This is a genomic window from Pseudovibrio japonicus (assembly GCF_014651595.1).
GTDB classification, from domain to species: Bacteria; Pseudomonadota; Alphaproteobacteria; order Rhizobiales; family Stappiaceae; genus Pseudovibrio; species Pseudovibrio japonicus.
In genome coordinates, this window is sequence record NZ_BMXE01000001.1 from 326,988 (window position 1) to 345,678 (window position 18,691).

21 protein-coding genes are annotated in these 18,691 nt (G+C 53.8%); 1 reads left to right on the top strand and 20 read right to left on the bottom strand.

The window, feature by feature from the left end; all coding sequences use genetic code 11:
• Positions 1-88 precede the first annotated feature (88 nt).
• Entirely contained in the window at positions 89-769 is a 681-nt protein-coding gene (locus tag IE076_RS01345; RefSeq protein WP_189434682.1) for a GntR family transcriptional regulator, read from the top strand.
• Between the two features lie 61 nt (positions 770-830).
• Here IE076_RS01345 and IE076_RS01350 read toward each other — a convergent pair whose 3' ends face one another.
• The 20 genes from IE076_RS01350 to fliF all read right to left on the bottom strand — a co-directional run bounded on the left by IE076_RS01350 (position 831) and on the right by fliF (position 18,657).
• Positions 831-1,154 carry a hypothetical protein gene (locus tag IE076_RS01350; protein WP_209008746.1) on the bottom strand — a complete coding sequence of 108 codons (324 nt, stop codon included), beginning with the start codon at positions 1,152-1,154 and terminating at the stop codon, positions 831-833.
• A gap of 22 nt (positions 1,155-1,176) precedes the next feature.
• Positions 1,177-1,668 carry a hypothetical protein gene (locus tag IE076_RS01355; RefSeq protein WP_189434684.1) on the bottom strand — a complete coding sequence of 164 codons (492 nt, stop codon included), beginning with the start codon at positions 1,666-1,668 and terminating at the stop codon, positions 1,177-1,179.
• 6 nt (positions 1,669-1,674) lie between these two features.
• Positions 1,675-2,127 carry a hypothetical protein gene (locus IE076_RS01360; protein WP_189434686.1) on the bottom strand — a complete coding sequence of 151 codons (453 nt, stop codon included), beginning with the start codon at positions 2,125-2,127 and terminating at the stop codon, positions 1,675-1,677.
• A complete protein-coding gene (locus IE076_RS01365) occupies positions 2,128-2,622 on the bottom strand; it encodes a rod-binding protein (protein ID WP_189434688.1) in 495 nt (164 codons plus the stop codon).
• 62 nt (positions 2,623-2,684) lie between these two features.
• On the bottom strand, positions 2,685-3,089 hold the full coding sequence (locus IE076_RS01370) for a hypothetical protein (protein WP_189434690.1): 405 nt from the start codon (positions 3,087-3,089) through the stop codon (positions 2,685-2,687).
• Between the two features lie 4 nt (positions 3,090-3,093).
• Positions 3,094-3,849 carry a flagellar biosynthetic protein FliR gene (locus IE076_RS01375; protein WP_209008747.1) on the bottom strand — a complete coding sequence of 252 codons (756 nt, stop codon included), beginning with the start codon at positions 3,847-3,849 and terminating at the stop codon, positions 3,094-3,096.
• Positions 3,846-5,927: a flagellar biosynthesis protein FlhA gene (gene flhA / locus IE076_RS01380; protein ID WP_189434692.1), complete on the bottom strand. Its 2,082-nt coding sequence runs from the start codon at positions 5,925-5,927 to the stop codon at positions 3,846-3,848. The genes IE076_RS01375 and flhA overlap by 4 nt, the downstream gene beginning before the upstream one ends.
• A 132-nt stretch (positions 5,928-6,059) precedes the next feature.
• Positions 6,060-6,326, bottom strand: coding sequence for a flagellar biosynthesis protein FliQ (fliQ, locus tag IE076_RS01385; protein ID WP_189434694.1), 267 nt, complete (start codon positions 6,324-6,326; stop codon positions 6,060-6,062).
• Between the two features lie 23 nt (positions 6,327-6,349).
• Positions 6,350-6,814, bottom strand: a complete 465-nt coding sequence (gene flgD, locus IE076_RS01390; protein WP_189434696.1) for a flagellar hook assembly protein FlgD — start codon at positions 6,812-6,814, stop codon at positions 6,350-6,352.
• Between the two features lie 11 nt (positions 6,815-6,825).
• A complete protein-coding gene (locus tag IE076_RS01395; RefSeq protein WP_189434698.1) occupies positions 6,826-7,266 on the bottom strand; it encodes a flagellar biosynthesis repressor FlbT in 441 nt (146 codons plus the stop codon).
• A gap of 15 nt (positions 7,267-7,281) precedes the next feature.
• Complete coding sequence (gene flaF / locus IE076_RS01400; protein ID WP_054665161.1) at positions 7,282-7,629, bottom strand: flagellar biosynthesis regulator FlaF; 348 nt, start codon at positions 7,627-7,629, stop codon at positions 7,282-7,284.
• A 39-nt stretch (positions 7,630-7,668) separates the two neighbouring features.
• Positions 7,669-8,724, bottom strand: a complete 1,056-nt coding sequence (locus tag IE076_RS01405) for a flagellin N-terminal helical domain-containing protein (protein WP_189434699.1) — start codon at positions 8,722-8,724, stop codon at positions 7,669-7,671.
• Positions 8,725-8,726: 2 nt separating this feature from the next.
• The gene (gene flgK / locus IE076_RS01410) at positions 8,727-10,166 is read right to left on the bottom strand and encodes a flagellar hook-associated protein FlgK (RefSeq protein ID WP_189434701.1); all 1,440 of its coding nucleotides are present in this window, start codon (positions 10,164-10,166) and stop codon (positions 8,727-8,729) included.
• An 11-nt stretch (positions 10,167-10,177) separates the two neighbouring features.
• Complete coding sequence (locus IE076_RS01415; RefSeq protein WP_189434702.1) at positions 10,178-11,443, bottom strand: flagellar hook protein FlgE; 1,266 nt, start codon at positions 11,441-11,443, stop codon at positions 10,178-10,180.
• An 89-nt stretch (positions 11,444-11,532) separates the two neighbouring features.
• Complete coding sequence (locus tag IE076_RS01420; RefSeq protein WP_189434704.1) at positions 11,533-12,108, bottom strand: transglycosylase SLT domain-containing protein; 576 nt, start codon at positions 12,106-12,108, stop codon at positions 11,533-11,535.
• Positions 12,065-13,396 (bottom strand): flagellar hook-length control protein FliK, encoded by a 1,332-nt coding sequence (fliK, locus tag IE076_RS01425; RefSeq protein ID WP_189434706.1) that lies wholly within the window; start codon positions 13,394-13,396, stop codon positions 12,065-12,067. The genes IE076_RS01420 and fliK overlap by 44 nt, the downstream gene beginning before the upstream one ends.
• Entirely contained in the window at positions 13,396-14,604 is a 1,209-nt protein-coding gene (locus IE076_RS01430) for a MotC family chemotaxis protein (protein WP_189434708.1), read from the bottom strand. Before IE076_RS01430 ends, fliK begins: the two co-directional genes overlap by 1 nt.
• Positions 14,605-14,633: 29 nt before the next feature.
• Positions 14,634-16,334, bottom strand: a complete 1,701-nt coding sequence (locus tag IE076_RS01435; protein WP_189434710.1) for a flagellar motor protein MotB — start codon at positions 16,332-16,334, stop codon at positions 14,634-14,636.
• A gap of 5 nt (positions 16,335-16,339) precedes the next feature.
• Entirely contained in the window at positions 16,340-16,972 is a 633-nt protein-coding gene (locus IE076_RS01440; RefSeq protein WP_189434712.1) for a FliH/SctL family protein, read from the bottom strand.
• A complete protein-coding gene (gene fliF, locus IE076_RS01445) occupies positions 16,969-18,657 on the bottom strand; it encodes a flagellar basal-body MS-ring/collar protein FliF (RefSeq protein WP_189434714.1) in 1,689 nt (562 codons plus the stop codon). Before fliF ends, IE076_RS01440 begins: the two co-directional genes overlap by 4 nt.
• Positions 18,658-18,691: the final 34 nt, after the last annotated feature.

Consider the following 18,691-nt stretch of genomic DNA (forward strand, 5'->3'; position numbering starts at 1 on the left):
TTCTGTTCCGCCGCCTATAAGGGCTGCCACTGCTGTACGTTCTGTGCAGCACCTGGGAACAAAAAAGCCTGGATGAGAAAGAAACCCAATGGCTATTGAGCAGATTCTGGCGACCCATAAAAAGGAGAGCCTTGCTGATAAGGCTTATCGTCTGATTGAAGAGTTAATTGTCAATCTTGACCTTGCGCCTGGTATGGCGCTGACGGAAGGCGACCTGTGCGAACGGACCGGCATTGGCCGGACCCCTGTGCGCGAGGCGATCAAACGCCTTTCAACTGAAGGGCTGATCGTTATTCGCCCGCGCAAGGGCCTGTTCGTCTCCGAGATTGAGACCTCTGAGTATGTTCTGGTGCTGGAAACCAGAAAGCCGCTGGAGCAGCTGCTTGTTGCTTCTGCAGTCCAGCGTGCAACACCTGAAGAACGAGCAGCGCTGCATGAGTGTGCCGAAGAAATCCTCGCACAGGCCCGTGCAGGGGATGTGAAGGGCTATCTACGTGCAGATAAGGTCTTTGATGAAGTGCTTTGTGCAGTGTCCCGTAACCCGTTCACGGCACGCGCTGTTGCTCCGCTGCAGACCATGAGCCGCCGTGCGTGGAGTGCGTTCCGCGGTGCGGAGAAGCTGGAAGACTCTGCTATTCGCCACCACAAGCTTGCTGAAGCGGTGGCCAATAACGATACAGAAAGAGCCGAGGCTGCAACCATTGAGATGATGGATCACCTCACAAGCTTTGCTGTGAAGCAAGCTGAGAAGACCGAGAGCGACGCCTGATAAGGCGCCTCATTTGAGACGCAAAAAGCGGGGCCAGTGCTCCGCTTTTTTGTTGTTCGCTCTATGGGGTTTTGAAACTATCTATGCGTGCGTTACGGCCGCTTGCTCCGAGCAGGAGCAGATAGGGCTGGTTTGGTTCGATTGCCGGGCGCTTTGCACCGTACACGCCCGAGAGGCGCACGCGGATCTCGCCATGAGGTGTCATGCCGGAGAACATCCCTGCTGCCAGTTGTGAGAACTTTACAGGACCGTAGAGGATCTCGTAGGACGGCGGGGCTGCGGCGGGACGCATGACCACCACAGCGTTTGCTCTTATATCGCGTCCTTCATCTGGCACATCAACACTGCCGAAAGCGCGGTGCAATATCTTGTACTGACAATTCATTTGAATGGTCGTGGTCTACCCATCAGGACGCGGCTGCCTGCTTTGCAGCATTCTCGACAATGTTGTCTCTCATGCTTGAAGGCACATGGAAGGTGAAGTCCTGGATGAGCACGTCTTGCACGATATCGGCGGCGAAGCGTTTGTTGACCCGGTCGCGGACCTCTTCCGTCAAATCCTTCAGATCGGCTTTCTTGAGCTGCGCGAACTTCTTATCGGCCTTGCTGTAGATCAGACGAAAGGCTTCGTCCACGATGAATGCATGTGGCGGAACTGCCAGCTTTGACAGGAGCTCGCTGTCAACGGTGAACACAAACTGCGCCACGATGTAACCGTAGATCTTGCCATCTTCGAGCACCGGCACGTTGATGGCTGGTGTGCTTTGGTAATCAAGACCTTCCAGATGCGCATTCTTTTGCAGCATCGGATCATATTCCGTCTTGTACTGTGCAGTGAAATAGGCTGCACCTACGGTGACGATACAGATCCAAACTCCGGTTACGAGAACTTTCAACATAGGCTCTTACCAGCTTCCAATGGTTGATTCATAGGTGCCGTCGGAGTCGTGCTCCTTCATCACATTGAGCAGAAGGCCAGACACCTCTTTGACAGCATTGAGCTGGGTCGACAGCAGTTTCATATTGACGGAGAGTTTTTCCTGAAGTGCCTGAAGGCGGACCACGATCTCGCTCGGCAGGTTTTCAGCGCCAACAGCTTTGCCTGCCAGATCAAGATCCAGCATGGCGCGGCCTTTCAGGTAGGCGCTCTCTTCAAAATCGATGGTGCCCTTACCGACCAGCGCTTCGTTTTCTGCATCAAGCAGACCTTCAACGCGCGCGATGCTTCTGGACAGAGCCAGATAGTCTTGCGGCAGGATATAATCGTCAGCCCCTTCGCGGCGCCCGCTGTCCTGAGCTACCGGTTTTTCATCGTGCAGAACAAGTTCAGTGTTCTGGTTGTCGATCATCTCAGACATTTACGCCTCTTGTTTGGGAAGAGTTGGACGAATGGTGTCCGGTAGCAGCATTTCCGCCAGACCAACAGAACCGGATTTTGCAAGCTGATTGGCAAGCTGTTCGGCCATCAGGCCCTGCCACATGGAGCCTGCCGTTCCGCCGCCGTAGACTGTTTCCGTGTTTTTCGGCAGCATGGATTTCACGAAACTCTGCAGGACTGCAGCTTCAAGTTTTTCGCCAAGGTCAGCACTCTCCATTTCGCGAGAGTAGCGGTTGGCCATTGAGGTTACCTGCCCGGCGCCCTCCTGCCCTGCTGCCTTTACAGTTCCGGCTGCGGTTTCCGCTTCTGCCATAAATCGTGAGAAACTGTTTGACGCCCAGGACGGCCCGGAAACAGGCAGGTCCTTTGAAACGACTGCAGGCGCTTTTAGTGCACGCGTTGCCGCTCTGACTTCGGATGGGTCCGCTTGATTTATAACGTCCAGAACAAGGTCGCTGACAGGCTGAATGGCCATAAGCACTCCCATTACTCTCAAAAAAGGGCATATCTCTTCGAAGAGACCCTAATTTCTCAGACTTATCTGGACCTGACCTTACCGGGAACAGCCTGGAGCTCTGCAATTTCCTGAAGAAGTTTCTTTTCTTCGGAGCGCTGGAAGGACACCTGCGCCTTGTCATGATGCTTTTCGGTCATGGAGGTTTGGCGCTTTTGGTCGAGCAGTTTGTTGAGCAGCTCGGATTTACGGGTCTCCTTGAGAGACTTATTGCGGTTGTTTGCGTCAAGGCGGCGGGAGATGGCGCGGTTCATCACTTCGCGCAGCTCCCCCTCGTGCTGCCCCCAGTGACTGATGAGTTCCTCATCCTCTTCCAGGCAGCGCTGAATTTCGCTTTCAAGAACCGCGATGTCATATTTGATCATCTGTTCTTTTTGTTCCTGAACTTTCAGGATGCGCCGGAGGCGTGTGACACGTGCTTTATCCATGGGCTTACTGCAATACCAACCAATCGCCCAAACCGGCGTAGAACAACCGCAAGAGCTCGGCAATGACCTGCCAGAGAATGAAAAGTCCGCCCATCATAACTGCTGGAAGGGCAACAAAGTACACCGGCATTTGCGGCATAAGCCGGTTGGTGAGACCCAGCGTGAGGTTGACCACGATTCCGTAGATCAGGAACGGGCTGGTGATCCTCAACGCAAGCAACATGGCCTGCATGAGCTTGGTGGAGAACTGATCAAGGGCAGCAGCGGGGACAAAGTCACCGCCCACCGGAATGGTCCGGTAGCTCTCGGCCAGTCCGATAAAAACATCAGCATGAGCACCAGTGATGAACAGCATTGCGGTTGCCGAGAGCGTGATCAACCCAGCCATGGGCGGTAACTGCTGAAATTCTTCCACGATGGCAACCGGCTGGTTGAAGCTGGAGGCGTTTGCCGCCGCTCCTGCCATCATTTGCAGCATCCCGAAGAAAGCCCGTCCGAATGCCGCGATCAGAAACCCAATCAAAATCTCCACCAGGATGATGCGCAGCAGTTCATCTACGGGTGCCGCCGCGATGATAGGCTGGACCACCACAAGAATGAGCGGCGAGATTGCCAATGTGGCGGATATGGCGATGAACAACCGGACACGGATCATGACACGCGGCGATGAAAAGCCCGGCATCGCCATAAGGCAGGCTCCTACGCGGCAGAAGACCACGAAGACGCTGAGTATGGCTTCCGGGGCATTTTCCAGTGTCACGAGATTGTTCCCAATGCCTCAATATCAACACCACGCGCCACTTCCAGATGGGAGAGGATTGGCAATGCAGGGAACATACGTTCTGTAATCATGCGCACGTATTGGCGCGCTTCGGGCGCAACCACTACAGCAAAGCGGTGACCTGAGGAGATAAGGTCGCGAATGATCTCTGAGCTTTCCTTGGCAAACTCTTCGACCTGCTTTGGCTCCATATCAAACTCAATGACTTCGCCATTTGTGTCGCGGCGAAGGGCCTGATGGAATGCAAGATCCCAACGGTTGCCAAGGCGCAGAACCTTAAAGCTCCCCTCACCTGCAATGTCGCCACAGATCTGGGTGGCCATGCGAATGCGCACGTGATCGGTGATTTGCTCTGGTCGGCGAGCGTGCGGCGCGATCTCGGCGATGGCTTCCATGATCAGGGAAAGATTTCGGATGGAGATGCGCTCCGCCAGCAGCAGCTTCAGGACCGCCTGCAGGCCAGAATAGGAAATGTGCTGCGGGCAGATATCATCAATCAGGCGCGTATAGGCCGGGTCCAGACGCTCCAACAGCTTGCGCATATCTTTATATGAGAGCAGCTGGGAGAGGTTGTTTCGGATCACCTCAGACAAGTGGGTCAGGACAACGGAGAGGTTATCGACTGTTGTGTAACCCTGTCGTTTAACCTCATGTTCAAACGCTGTCGGGATCCACATAGCCTGCATGCCAAAGGCCGGTTCACGTGTCTCTGTGCCTGGGAGCGCAGGAAGATCCCGGTTGCCACCAATCACCATCAGCTCGCCAACCTTGATGTTTTCGGAGGCGACAATAGTGCCGTGGATACGGAACTCGTAGCTTTTGGGCTCCAGATTGAGGTTGTCGGTGACTTTGATCTCTGGAACGACAAAGCCGTACTGCTCTGCGAACTTTTTGCGCATCTTGTTGATGCGGTTTCCGATCTCAGGCTTGGCAGCCAAAAGACGTGCGGTGAGCTGTTTGCCCAAACGCATTTCAATTTCAGCAAGATCAAGACTGTCTTTTACGGACTCTTTCTTGACCTCCTTCTCCATTTCAACTTTCTGAAGCGCAGCTTTGGCCTGCTCATCCTTAGCCTCCTGCGCCTTGATCGGGATGATGTAGGCGGAAAAGCCAAGGACACCACTGAGCAATACAAATGGTAGAAACGGAAGACCCGGTAGCAGCGACAAGAGCAACAGCATCAAGGAGGCAACAGCAAGCGCGCGCGGGTATCCGGCCAACTGCCCGATCACTGCCTGATCTGTTGAACCTCTGGTTCCGCCCTTGGAGACAAGCAAACCTGCTGCCAGAGAAACGATCAGGGCCGGGATCTGCGAGACAAGGCCGTCACCCACGGAGAGTTTGGTGAAGACGTCGGCAGCTTCGCCCAGATCCATATCATAGCGTGTAACACCGATGATGATGCCACCCAGCACGTTGACCACGGTGATGATCAAGCCCGCGACAGCATCACCGCGCACAAACTTTGAAGCACCATCCATGGCGCCAAAGAAGGAGCTTTCTTCTTCCAGTTCCGCGCGTCTGCGCTGAGCTTCCTTATCGTCGATCATGCCTGCGGAAAGATCGGCGTCGATTGCCATTTGCTTGCCGGGAATACCGTCGAGAGTAAAACGGGCGCCCACTTCCGCGATACGGCTGGCACCCTTCGTGATTACGAGGAAGTTCACTGTCACAAGGATGGCAAAGACGATCAGGCCGATGACAAAGTCACCGCTCATGACAAACTGCGAGAAGCCGTTGATCACATACCCGGCGGCTAGAGGGCCTTCATGACCGTTTGCAAGAATAACGCGGGTTGTCGCAATGTTGAGCGCCAGCCGCAGCATGGTTGCGATGAGCAGAATAGTCGGGAAGGAGGAGAACTCCAGCGGGCGCTGAATCCAGAGCGACACCATCAAAATCAGAACGGAAAAAGCGACTGAGATTGCGAGGCCGAAGTCGATCATGAACGTCGGCATGGGGAGAAACAGTACAGACAGAATGAAGATAATTCCGACTGCAAATCCAATATCACGTTTGCTGTTTGGAGCAGCAATCCCCGTCGCTGTCTGAGACATTCGCACCCTTCAAATCGGTATAAGTATACTGAGCTACTTAGGCCGTGACATTGAAGAAGGAAGCTTGTGTGAGGGTGGTCAGGAGGGGCCTGAGCGGATGCTATCCCCTCCTCACTTGTAGATCGAATAGGCTTAGAAGCCGTACTCTATGCGCCCGTAAACCAGCTCGGTTAGCGAGAAGATCTGGGAGCCAATGTAAGGCCCGGTCATGGCGACCAGGATAAAAATTACGACAATCTTGGGAATGAACGTGAGCGTCATTTCCTGAATTTGCGTGAGAGCCTGGAACAAGGCGATAATCAAACCAACAAACATGGCCGCCCCGACCGCCGGTCCTGTTGCTGCTATGACAGTCCAAACTGCGGTGCGTGCAATATCAAGTGCATCTGCCTCATTCATTTCCGGATCATCTCGCGATCAACTTAAACGTCTGCATCAGGTTCTGGCTCAGGTTCAGGCTCCGGCCGCGATATATGGATACCCGGTACAAGAGCCACCTCAGTTCCGTCCTCCAGTGTGGCGATGGACCCGTCGCCGAGGATTCTGACCGACTCGATCACCCCCGTCGTGGTCTCTGTTCCATCTGCGTTTTGCACCTCCAACGTAGCACCAATCAGGTTGTTGGCCTGATTGATAGAATGCTGCTGAAGCATTGCGGTTAGATTTTGGTTCGTCTTCGTAGACTGCTCCACCGCCGAGAACTGCGCCAACTGCCCCATATATTCGGCGGTATCCAGAGGGGCTGTGGGATCCTGACTCTTCAACGATTCCATGAAAAGCTTCAGGAAGGCTTCGTAATCCAGATAGGACTGCTCGCTGCCCTGCGCCTTGAAGACCGGCTCGTTGATTGAAGTAGTGTTTGCGGAGGCTACTGGGTCAACACTCATAATTCAGTCCTCTAGTTCTCTCCAACCGCACGCGCAAGGGGAGTTACCACGGCGTCGGTGTCTTCATCTGCGGTCTCAGATAGAATTGTCTTTTCGGCTTCGAATAGCTTCTTCAAGGTGCGAAGGGCGTCGAAGTAGCGTTTCTTCTTGACCTTCATCTCCACATCCTCAAGGCCCTCAAGGATCTCGGCATTACGCAGTGCCTGCCGGATCGAGGCCAGCATCAGAAGTGCCCGTTCCAGACTGTCCAGCTCTGTTTTGGGGTCGATCAATGCGTTTTGGATGTAAAAATACAACTGCCTGAGAGGCGAGGTTGCTGCTTCGGGCTGCATGACATAAGCCTCAAGAAGAAAGCTCGCGTCATTTAGGAGCTTCACCGACGTCTTCTGTTCAAATGACAGAACAGCGCCGTTGATGAAAACCTTTTCACCTGCTTTTAGGTGTAAACGCATGCAACTTCCCCTTGCTTAGCTCAGACCGTCGCGAACGAGCTCATTGATCTCGATAAGGCTCTGGAAGTCGTCGGAGTTGCCGAGGCGAATTGCATCTGCCTGCTTCACGCACCAGATCCCGATGGAAATCAGGTCTGCTCTTAGTGCTGCAGGAAGCGCATTTTCCGAGTTTCCAAGGTCGTCAATCAATATGCTCCAGAGCCGATGGACTGATACGAGCGCCTGAGCGGCTTCGCCCGAGCTGGTTCCAGCCTCTTTTGCCGCCTGCAGCTGTGCGATAACCAAAGAAAACAGTTCACGCTCCTGCCCCCTTCTGTCCTCAGCAGAGTCCTCAAGCGTTTCGGCATAAGACATTTGATACATTCAGTACTCCCAGTGTGTTCCAACCAATTTTCTAGACACCTACAAATACTTCATAATATTCAGGTTCTGGATCTTTGCGGTGATAGCGTACGTGGCTTCCAATTGCGTTTGAGCCAGACTCAGTTCGATCGCAGCCCGGTTTTCATCGATGTTCTCGAGGTCAATGATGCGCATGTTGAGAACATCTTGCTTTGCGATAATGCTTGTGTTTGTGCGCTCAACATTGGTCTTGATCGCGCCATTTTGGGCTTCAACCGCGATGGTTCCATCGACACCTTCGTTCAGGCTATTGACCGCTTGATTGGTGATAAACTTCTCGGCTTCAACACTGAGATCCAACTTGCCGAAAACAGCGACAATGGCGAGGCCTTTAGCCAATTGACCAAACGCTTTTTCATTGGCAGATCCCGAGCCATCTGTCGTCACGCCTGCTTCAATGGTGGTGGTCATTTTACCATCGGTTGCGGATGACCAAAGAGGTGTCCAGCCAGCATCAAAAAGATCGTTGAAGCCAGTGCTTTGCAGAAAGGTCTCCCAATCCTTGCCGTTCGCGTCGCCAGAGACTGGAATTGACGCTGTTGCCGCATCACCGATGTTAGTAGGCGAAAAGTAGTTATTAAAAACTGCCTCGATTTGCGCTTCGGGGCCATTCTTAAAATCAGTAACAGGCGCGGTGCCAGTGTTCAGTCCACCAAACACATAAACACCACTGACATTGGTATTGAGGGCATTCGTGAGTTTGCTCAGCTCGGTATAGGCAAGATTGGAGGCTGTCTTAAGGCTATCAGAGTTACTCTGCAGTGCCAAAAGATCAGAGCGAAAATCGGAGCTTCCGGTGTGCACATTGTCCAGCGCAGTGTTCATGACCTCCAGCCGGGTCACAAGCTGTTTGTTGGTATCTAGCTGGCTCTCGAGCTGCGAAAACTCGGTGCGAAAGGATGTGGTTGTTCCTGTCTGAGCACCTAGAGCGAGGCCCATATCAGCGTGCTTCTTAGATGCGTTTTCGATCACGGCATTGTCTAAGCGCGCACGATTGTCGATGAGATAATTTGTCAGGCGAAGTGAACTTGTTAGTGTCGAAACCGAATAAACCATAATTATCTCACTGCCCCCAGCAGTTCCTGGAACATTTTGTCAACGGCTGTCATCAAACGGGCAGACGCAGAATAAGCCGTTTCTATCGTCAGCAGACGTTGCATTTCGGTGTCGATGTTGACGCCGGTATCGTTTGAAAGCATTTGCGCATTGGAACTGAATGCAGAGGCATCAAGCGTGGAATTTTCGGCCGCCATTTTACGTTCTGCACTGAACCAACTCACTGTGTTGGCTGCAAAATCCGCCAAGGTCGAATTCGTATTCACGGCTGCAGCCTGATCAAAAGAGCGGTCCGCGTTGAGTGCAGTTTCATAGCCCCTCAGCAGCTCAGAGTAACCCACGCTGCCTGTGGTGTTGTGCTTGTAACCTACACCATTAATTCCGCCGTCACGTAGCAGGTTTATGTCGCCATTCTCGGCTGGGTTGACCGCGTCGTTCACTTTCAATCGGCTCACCAAGTCGCCTGTGCCGGATTCTAAATCGAACAACCCGTGTTTTGGATCAGCGCCACCCGGCTTTGTCTCCATAAATGCCTCGACAAGTGCATCAGCAGCCTCCTCGAGCTGCGTTTGCATTGTCACGAGCGCTTCATCGCGGCCTCTTGCATAGCCAGCGATTGCGCCGCCGGTCACCGGAGCAGACGCGCCGGGACCTGCAACAGCGATGCCGTCAACAAGTACATTCTTGCCAACGTCTCCTGCCCCCAGAGAAAGCGAGCGGTCAAATGATACTTCGCGAGCAGACTTTTCAAAGAGCGTGACACCGCTATCTGTGTAGATCGCAACGCCATTGTTGTCCTGCTCAAGGACCTCAATGCCAATTTCCTCTGAGAGGACTTTCAGCATTTCATCGCGCTGATCCATAAGGCCGTTGACGTCGTTTCCAGCAGCCGAGCCGGACACAATCTTGTCGTTCACGCCTTCAAGGTCAGAAAGGATCTTATTGATGTTGTCAACGGCGCGTCCCATTGCAGCGTCCGCTTCCATTCGCGCATCGATCAAGGTCTGCGCAGATTGCTTCAAGTCATCGACCAGGCCATTTGCGGCGTTGATCACCGACTGCCCCATTACCTGATTGGATGGGTCATTGGCATAAGCAACCAGACTTTCATTAAGCAAGCCGATACCTGATGCCGTACTTGTTCCGAATGGGACCTGTCCGGATGGATTAAGCTGGTCGAGCATCTTGGCATAGGAGCCTGATGCGATCGCCGCACTTCCCGACTTCAAAGTCGCTTTAAACGCTGCCTGATTGACCATCCGCGATGCATGAGACACATAGACAACGGAGCCAGTGTCCGTGACAATGTTCTGAACACTTGCTTCAACGCGCGTGTAGTTGGGATTATTGGCATTTGCGACATTGCGCGACGCAATCGCCATCTCAGCTGAACGAGCTGCGATGGAAGACTGCGCCGTGAGCATTGCTGAAGTAAGAGACATTCTGCCCGCCCTTAGCGTAGGTTATTCAGCTCTTGGAGCAATTCGGAGCTCGCGTTGAACACTTTCGTGTTTGCGCTGTATGTGCGCTGCGCCTGAACCATCTCGGTTAGCTCAGCAGCCAGATCCACGTTGGATCCTTCAACCGCTCCTGAAAACAAAGAACCAAACCCACTATCGCCAGGAAACCCTACTGCTGGATCTCCAGAGGCATCGGTTGCGGCATAAATATTACCACTCTTGGCCTGCAGTCCGTCCGGGTTTGAGAAATTCACGATCTGAATCTGATCGAGAAGCTTTTCTGCGCTGCTGCCGTACACACCAAACACGCGCCCATCAGATTCGACGCGAATGTTCTGGATCGTTGATGGCTGATACCCATCCACATCAACTTTGTTGACGCTGAATTTCTCGCCAGCTGTCACTGTTTTGCTTAGATCGAGCGTAACAACCTCGCCGTTTGGCACCTTAAACAAGAAATCCGTTGGTGAGCCGGCCGCCAATTTTCCATCGCCGTCAAACTCAAGCGTCACCTCACCAGATGCTGTCGCAAGCGGAGGTAACGTTGCTTTAATTTTCGTACCATTCTCGTCGACCGCCTCTACAAGCCACTCAGAACCCAAGATATCGCCTGTCGTCGAATGCTGCGTTTCTGAAAGTTTCGTATAGACGACGTCTATCTTCACAGCATTACCGTTCTGATCAAACGTACTAATTGATGTCTTGTAATCATAACCAGTTGGTAGGCCCGACGTTGGTCGGCCACCAGAAACAACGGCACCTGTCTCGTCCAGGATCTCAGGTGCAACGGTATTAGATGCCAAGTTCACACCGAGCTCACCTTGAGTACTCGCCTGCCAGACTGGAGTATTGAGATCGACAGTTACCGGAGAACCGCCCTGTGACAGCAACTTGTAGCCGCCGGAGTTTACCATCTGGCCGTTTTTGTCGAGAACAAAGTCACCTGCTCGAGTGTAGTACTGGCCACCATCGGCATCTTCCACCTGAAAGAAGCCGTTGCCGTTGATCGCGAGGTCTGTTCCGCGAGAGGTGAAGTTGAAGGCGCCTTGCTGGCGTACTGTCTGAACGACGGATGTGTTTACAATACCGGATTCGTGTCCGGATCCGCCGCCTGAGCCGACCAGCGAGGAGAATGCAGTTTTATAGCGCTTGTAGCCTACGGTGTTTGCGTTGGAGATATTGTCGGCAACAGTTGAGAGTTTATTCGACTGCGCGTTCATACCTGACACGCTGGTATTCATAATTCCGTAGAGGCCCATAATCAGCTCCTGGCTACATCAATTGCAAAATTAACTCCCGCCAGTAAAGCTTGTTAATCTTGTCTGAGCCTGACCCTAAAGCCGTTGAATTATTTGCAAAATTTTAACGAATTCGGCGTCCAGCGACCATAACCGGCGGCGACGATGTTATTGATCACGCGGCATACATAGCGCTTTTGCGCCGGGTCGTTGTCCGGCCCTGCGTGATATCTGGCAACAGCCATTGTCCAGCTTTTTTCGCGCTGCTTCAGCTCAGCAAGGAACCGCGCTGCGTATCTTACATTTTGTGCAGGATCGAGCATGGCTTTTAGGCTTGCAAACTTGTCGCGGTGGTAATGGACATTGATCTGCATACAGCCAACATCGATGAGCTTTATTCCCCGCTTTTGTGAGCTTTTGATTGCAGCCAATGCTTGAGAAGCGTTCTGTGCGAAGTACGGTTTGCCTGCGATATTTAATGCGTACGGATGCAGGGAATCCTTCCGGCCAGTCTCAGTCAGACCAACTGCGTAAAGGATGCCGAGCGGGACATCATACCGTTGTGCGGCTTGCTGCATCTGGCGTTCGCACAGGCGCACTGCTTTCTTAGTACCGGCCGCATGTGCGGAGACTGCAATCAGGCTACAGATAGATGCCGCTGCGAATATCTTGATTGTCCGCTTCATTCTGCCCTGCTCCGGCATAATCGGTTTGCGGCTGCTCATTTTGATGGTGTTGAGCCCCGCCCTCTCCCGTACTTCCTTCCGGGTTATTGCCCTGACCAAAGCGCTCCTGATTTTGCCCAAGCTGGCGCATCTGGCCTGCCATCTCGTCTTTGAAATTGATCGTAATGTTTTGGGTTTCTGTTCGGTATCCGGCATCCTGCAGGACGCGGGCGAGCGCTTGACGGTCGCCCTTCAGCATATCAGCAGCTTCGCGAGTGCTTGCCGTGAGAGAGATTTCCAACTCACCGCCACGCATCTGGATGTTTGCACGGACCACGCCGAGGTTATCCGGGCGCAGCTGAATTTCCAACGCCTTGATTGGCTTGACCGCTTGCTTGTCCGCCGTCTGGGCTGCCAGATCTTCTGCGGCTCTGGCTGCTGCTGCGGCGGGAACTTGCTTTGTCAGCGCATTGGCGACCTGCTGCGCCGGACGTCCCAAGTCAGCTGGCGGCAGGTGTGTTTCGACACTCACAACCTTTACTTCACCGCCGGAAGAAGGTTTGCCAGCGGTTTGACTTGCTGCCGGATCTGACTGAGCCATGTTCTGCTTTGCAAGGAAATCGGTTACCGCTTGCTTTGCTGCAGAAGACTTTCCGTCAGATTGTGGCAGATTGATCGCCGGGCTGCCGTCCAGTTTCGTCCCCGCAGCCGGAGTTTTCACATCACCAGATGCAGTCTTATCAGGCTTAGCGCTGCCACCAGCCTCACTGCGTAGCCCCTTCAGGTCCTTTGCATTCAATGCATTGAGCACCTCTGCCATGGTGCTGCCCCGGCCAGAGCTGGTTGCGGCCACTTCATTTGCAAGTCCTGTTACAGAGCTCAATTGCATTGCAGTTTTTTGCTCGGCGGTCATTGCTGAATTGATTGTCTGCATGTTTGCCGCGAGCAGCGCAAGATCATCCGCGCTCAGCGCGTTCTGGCCCGCATCATCGGTTTTTGTCGCGGTTCCGATGGCTTCACCAGTCTCCTTTGGAAGCGCACCGGCCATTTTCAGGAGATCATTCAGAGTCTTGCTCGTTTCAGTCTCTTGATCGCCCGAGTGCGCAGAAGCATTTGCTGTGTCAGGCTTCTGGCTCTTCTTGGAAACATCCTTCCGATCCGGGATCTTTTTTTCATCCCTGACCTTGTCGATCACTTCCTCAAACCCGTTTTTGCGCGCATCTTTCTCGGAGGATGCTGCGTCCTTAACTGGTTTTGCAGGATCTTTAACAGGGGCACCACGATCTACGTTAGGAAGAGTGGGATTCATCAAAACTCGGCCTCTTTCAGAGCTTTATCAGCATCGTTCAGTGCATTTTCAAAGGGAGTGAACACCGCCGGGTCGTAGAGCTTCTTCTTCAACCCGACTTTAGGAACATAAGGGACAAACTCAGATGCCGGGTACAGGTCTGGCTGCGGCCATTCGCGGATCGAGTTTGCCATTGTGATTGCAACGGCCTGGATCAGCTGATTTTCCCTGCTTAGGTCTGGTGATTTTATTGCAACCAGCCTGGAAATCGCTGCTTTCCAGTCTTCACTGGATGCTTTGGAGGCGGCCAGATACAGCTTTGCCTCATTGATCCATTCAGTGTTTTGGGAACCAAGCTTCAGGAATGCAGTGCTGCCCTGTTGCGCAAACGCAGTATTTCCGTTGACGAGTGCAGCTTTTGCCAAGCGCAGCAAAAGGATGCTTTGCGACTCCTCATCAAACTCAGAAATGAGTTGGAAGACGCGGACCCATTCATCCTCTTTCGTCAGATAGTCAGACCCGCTGATCACATCTGCCACCGTGTCGCGAAACTCGGATGAGAAAACGGAATTGCTGTACTGAAAGAGATAGCGGCGGGACAGCCGCTCGAACTTTGGCGTATCACCGAGTTTTGCAATCATCGGAGCTTGTCGGCGCAGGGCACTTTCTTCAACAAGGGTGCCGGGCATCATCAGACGTGCGAGATCAAAGTAACGCTGCGCCCCTGCCGGATCGTCGTTGGAGATCAAAATTGCCTGTGCCAGAGCCACCTGCCCTGCAATTGCAACCGGCAGACCAATGGGGTCAACCTTACGCAGCAAACTCAACGCCATTTTGCGATTGCCCTGCGAATAAGCCATAGCACCGGCAAACAGGTTAGGGTCCGCATTGAAGACAACGCCCTGTGCCGCAAGCTCCTGAAAAACCGATCCAGAGCCACCGCTTAACATGAATGCAATGGCCGCTCGTGAGTTGCGCTCCTGTTTCCAGATCTCGGGATCCAGACGGAGGAAGCGGCGGCCAATGACAATAAGGGAGGGCTGGAGCAGGTTATAGGCTTCAAGGTTCCCCTTGATGATCTCATCCTGCAGGATTTGCAGTTCCAGAACCATCAGGTCCGGGTCCGCCGTTGAGACCATCTGCGCAGAGGCTGGTTGCGTTGTCATTACAACTGGGGCCGCAGCCACCATCAGCCCCGTGCAAAGCAGTGCAGATTTCAGGAAAGACATTCCAGCTCGTCTTGCAATCCCAACCGGCATCAGGCCTGCCCTTCCATCAGCATGATTTCGATGCGGCGGTTTTGAGGCGCATACGGGTCGTCCACTTCCTTCAGCCGACGATCGGCATACCCTTCAATTCCGATGATACGGTTTTCATCCAAACCGCCGCGGACAAGCATGAAGTAGGCCATGTGAGCGCGGGCGGTTGAGAGGCGCCAGTTGTCATTCTTCTTGGATTTGAAGGGACGCGCATCAGTATGCCCGCGAATAATGATTTCGCCTTTTTCATCTTCCAGAACCGTCGCGATTTTTTCCATTGCCTTGACCACAGCTGGATGAGGCTCAGAGGATCCAACGGCAAACATACCGAAGTCGTCGTTGTCCATGATACGGATCAGGACACCGTCAGCTGAGTGGGTAAACTCGATACTGGCGCCGGTATTGACGCCCTCCAGCGCCTCACCTACCGCGTTGGCCAGTGTCACCAGCTGCTTGTTGCCTTCTTCATCATCGGACCCATCGCCCTTTTGCGTTTCCGCAGGCTTTGCGAGTGGCGTCACAGGCGCAGCTTCAGGCTCAGCGCTAACAACCTTGATTGGCTCAACCTTCGGCTCTTCAGCCTCCATCGCAGAGGTCTTATAGATTTCTTCCGCATCCTCGATGAGCGATGGCGTATCGGAGGTTTCCGTCTTGCCGGCTGGGGCGTTCCGTTTTGCCTCAGCGAAAACGAGGCGTGTCATTACGGCGTCTTTGCCTCCAGTCTCCGCCTGAGTTTGGGCAAGCTGGTTCAGGATTTCGCCTTCGGCAAACTTCTCGCCCTGTTCCTCCGGCCCGTCACCGATCACAATCACAGAGTTGTCGGCTGAAGCCTCACCGGACACGGCAGGCAGGACCTTGCCACCACGCGCCAGGTCCGACGCTTCTTCCAAGATCTTGATCTGCTCGACAGTCAATTCATTGGCTGCGATGCCCTCTTCCCTTTCATGGAGGATCGGGATCTGGGCAAGTAGAGGTGCATTGCCGGGCAGCTCATCCTTTTGCCAGCCGGATGGGTCGAACGGATCGCGGAAGCTAGTGCCGTCGGCGAGGCCCTGCCCGTCGGGATCACGGTTGGGAAGAGCAAACAGAACGGGCGTTTTTGCCATCTTCAACGCACCGATGCCGCCTGTGCCCGGCGAGCCATCTGTTTTGACAGTGGCTTCAGCCTCTGCTGCAAGTGCGGCAAGGATGGCGTAGGGGTTATCGAAGAGCTGATCTTCTGAATAATTTGCCTCACGCTCATACGCGCGACTGGTGACGCCGGTTCGCTTTCCACTACCAACCTCCGCATCAGCACCTGCAAACTCGGAGTTTTCGCCAGATTCCAGCTCAGAAACAGGCTCCGGTTTATCTGCGCCACCGCCGGAGACAGGGCCGTTCTTTTCCGTGCCGCCAGAGCCAACGGGCTTGCCGTTGTCGACCCCCTCGTCGCTTTTACTTCGCGACTGAACTTCTTTCGAGTCGCGGATGCCTTTGGGATTGGCTGTGGTATCAACGAGTTTGATGGGATTAAAGTAGCCTGCAATGCTGCGCTGGGACGCTTCGTCAGATGCATTCACCAGCCACATGAGCAGGAAGAATGCCATCATTGCTGTTGCAAAATCTGCATAAGCAATCTTCCAAACACCTGACTTAGGTGTGACACCCATGTCGCTATGACGCCTGCGAACGATAATCAGTTCTTGCGGTTCCAACGCCATGGCTACTACTCTCCCAGCGTATTGCGAAGCTCCTCGCACCATTCCTTCAAGCCGGTGGACAGCGTCATGTCGGACACCTTCACCTCAAGATCAGCGCTGGAGTTTTCAGAAAATTGAATGGTGTTTGAAAGTTCGCCGGCCTTATCACCGAACAGATCAAAAAGATGTTGTGGGCCTGAGACTTCAACCAGCACCTCAGGGGTTTCAGAGAGCTGGCGGCGCAACACTTGCACCAGCGAGGCCACGGCGCGGTCCCGTGCGCGCTCTTCAATAAATGGGACCAGAATTTCAGATGTGGTTTTTGATAGACGCTCTTCGATCTCGACCAAGGACTGCTGAAAAGCTTGTTTCAGCTTTTCGCCCTCACCTGCCTTGAACGCAGCCTCGCGCTCAGCAAGTTCGATTTCCAGCTCCTCGCGCATCTTTTTGATGCGCTCATCTGCGCTGGCCTTTGCAGCCTCCTCGCCTTCCGAAAACCCGTTTTCATAAGCCTCAAAGACGCGGTTGACCCAGTCGCCGCCTTCTCCATAGCCTTTCGGCAGCATGGAGATTACTTCCTGCATATCCTGCAGGTCTTTGGTGGTAACGCCTGTATCCTTGGTAAAGTCGGCTAGAAAATCGCTGATGCCGTTCGTCATACGGCACGCTCCCGGTCATACATCCACTGCTTGAGAATGATTGCCGCCTGCATGTCGTCCATTTCAACAGCACGCTCGAGCTTGCGGAGGTTATCGCGGTTCACTACGGTTGTGTCCACGCTGCCACCGGCCATGCCGTCACCATTGCTCATATCGGGCAATTGGCCATTTTCGCCTTCGAACTCGCCCTCATGCACTCCTTCGGTGTTGGAGTTCGCTCCAAGTGCAAATCCTTCCGCTGGTTTCTCTGATTTTGGAATAAGGAATGCAACCGCGGGGCGCAGGCCGAACCAGATGATCATCAAGGTCACAATGAGGATTGCAGCCGCATTGACCACAGAGCCCATGTTGCGCATCAGCACATCTTGCCAGGTCCGCTCCGGGATGGCGGCGAGCTGATCGCCTGCCAACATAAAGTTCACGGCGGAGACGGAGACCTTATCGCCGCGCGCTGGATCGACACCTGCGGCGGTTGCGATGATCTCTTCAATCTCGGTGATTTTATCGCTCAGATCCGGCGCTGCCCCTGCAACGACTGCATCGCCTTTTTGCCCGCCAATGCGGCGCGTCATTTCCTGAACAAGACGATCGCGATTAACAAGCACCGCCACACTCATGCGCTCGATGCGATAATCGTCAAAAATCGTTTCGACTGTTCGGGATGAAATTTCGTAGTTGGTCAGCTCTTCACGGCGCTCGTTTTCTTCCGAGGAGCGCTCGCCGGACTGCGAGGACACAGCTTCTTCAGGCAGGTTCTGCTCAACAGTGGTCGGGTTTTCGAGACTTGCGTTCTGAGTGCTGGCATTTTCACGCACAACACGGAAGGAGCGTTCGACCCGTGTTTCCGGATCATACGAGGTTTCAGAGACGCGCTGATTGTCGGTATTCACCGCCGTTGAGACGCTGACCTCGAAGTTGTTCACGCCGAGATACGGAGCCAGAGCCTGACGGATCGCATTTTCTTTACGCGAGGAAAGATCGGATTCCAGCATCGCCTTGCGCCCGGTGGAAGCGCTTTGCGCATCCTCACCTGCTGCAAGCAGCTGGCCTTCTGTATCAAGTACGGTCACGCCCTCAGCGGTAAGACCGGGAACAGCGGCGGCAACAAGGTAACGGATGGATTGCGCGACAGTGCTGGTCTGCACACCTTCTGTGCGAATAAGAACGGATGCAGTTGGCTTCTGATTTTCGCGGCGGAACGTTGCTTTTTCAGGCAACACCAGATGCACGCGCGCGGCTTTCACGCCCTGCATGCTTTGAATAGAACGGGCAATCTCGCCTTCAAGCGCACGAACTTTTGTCACGCTCTGCATAAAGGAGGTCAGACCAAGGGAGCCCATTTCATCAAAGAGCTCATAACCAGCGCCAGAGCCACGCGGCAGGCCCTTTTCCGCCAGCAGCATGCGTGCGCGGGCCGTTGCGCCCACGCCTACCGAGATCGACGAGCCATCTGCGTTGACGTCAAACGGAATACCGCTGGCCTGCAGCGCCATGCCGATTTGCGTAACATCGTCCCGCTCCAGATTTGCATAGAGAACCTCCTGCTCCGGACGAGACAAGAGAAATGCTGCTGTGCCAATTGCAACAAACGTAAATAGCCCAACAAGTGCGAGCACGATCAGGCGCTTTGCACCTAACTCAGCAAGATTACTATAGATTTTTTCGGCGTTTTCACGAGCTGCCATTGCGACCTCTGCAGGTGTATCAATGGCGCTACCT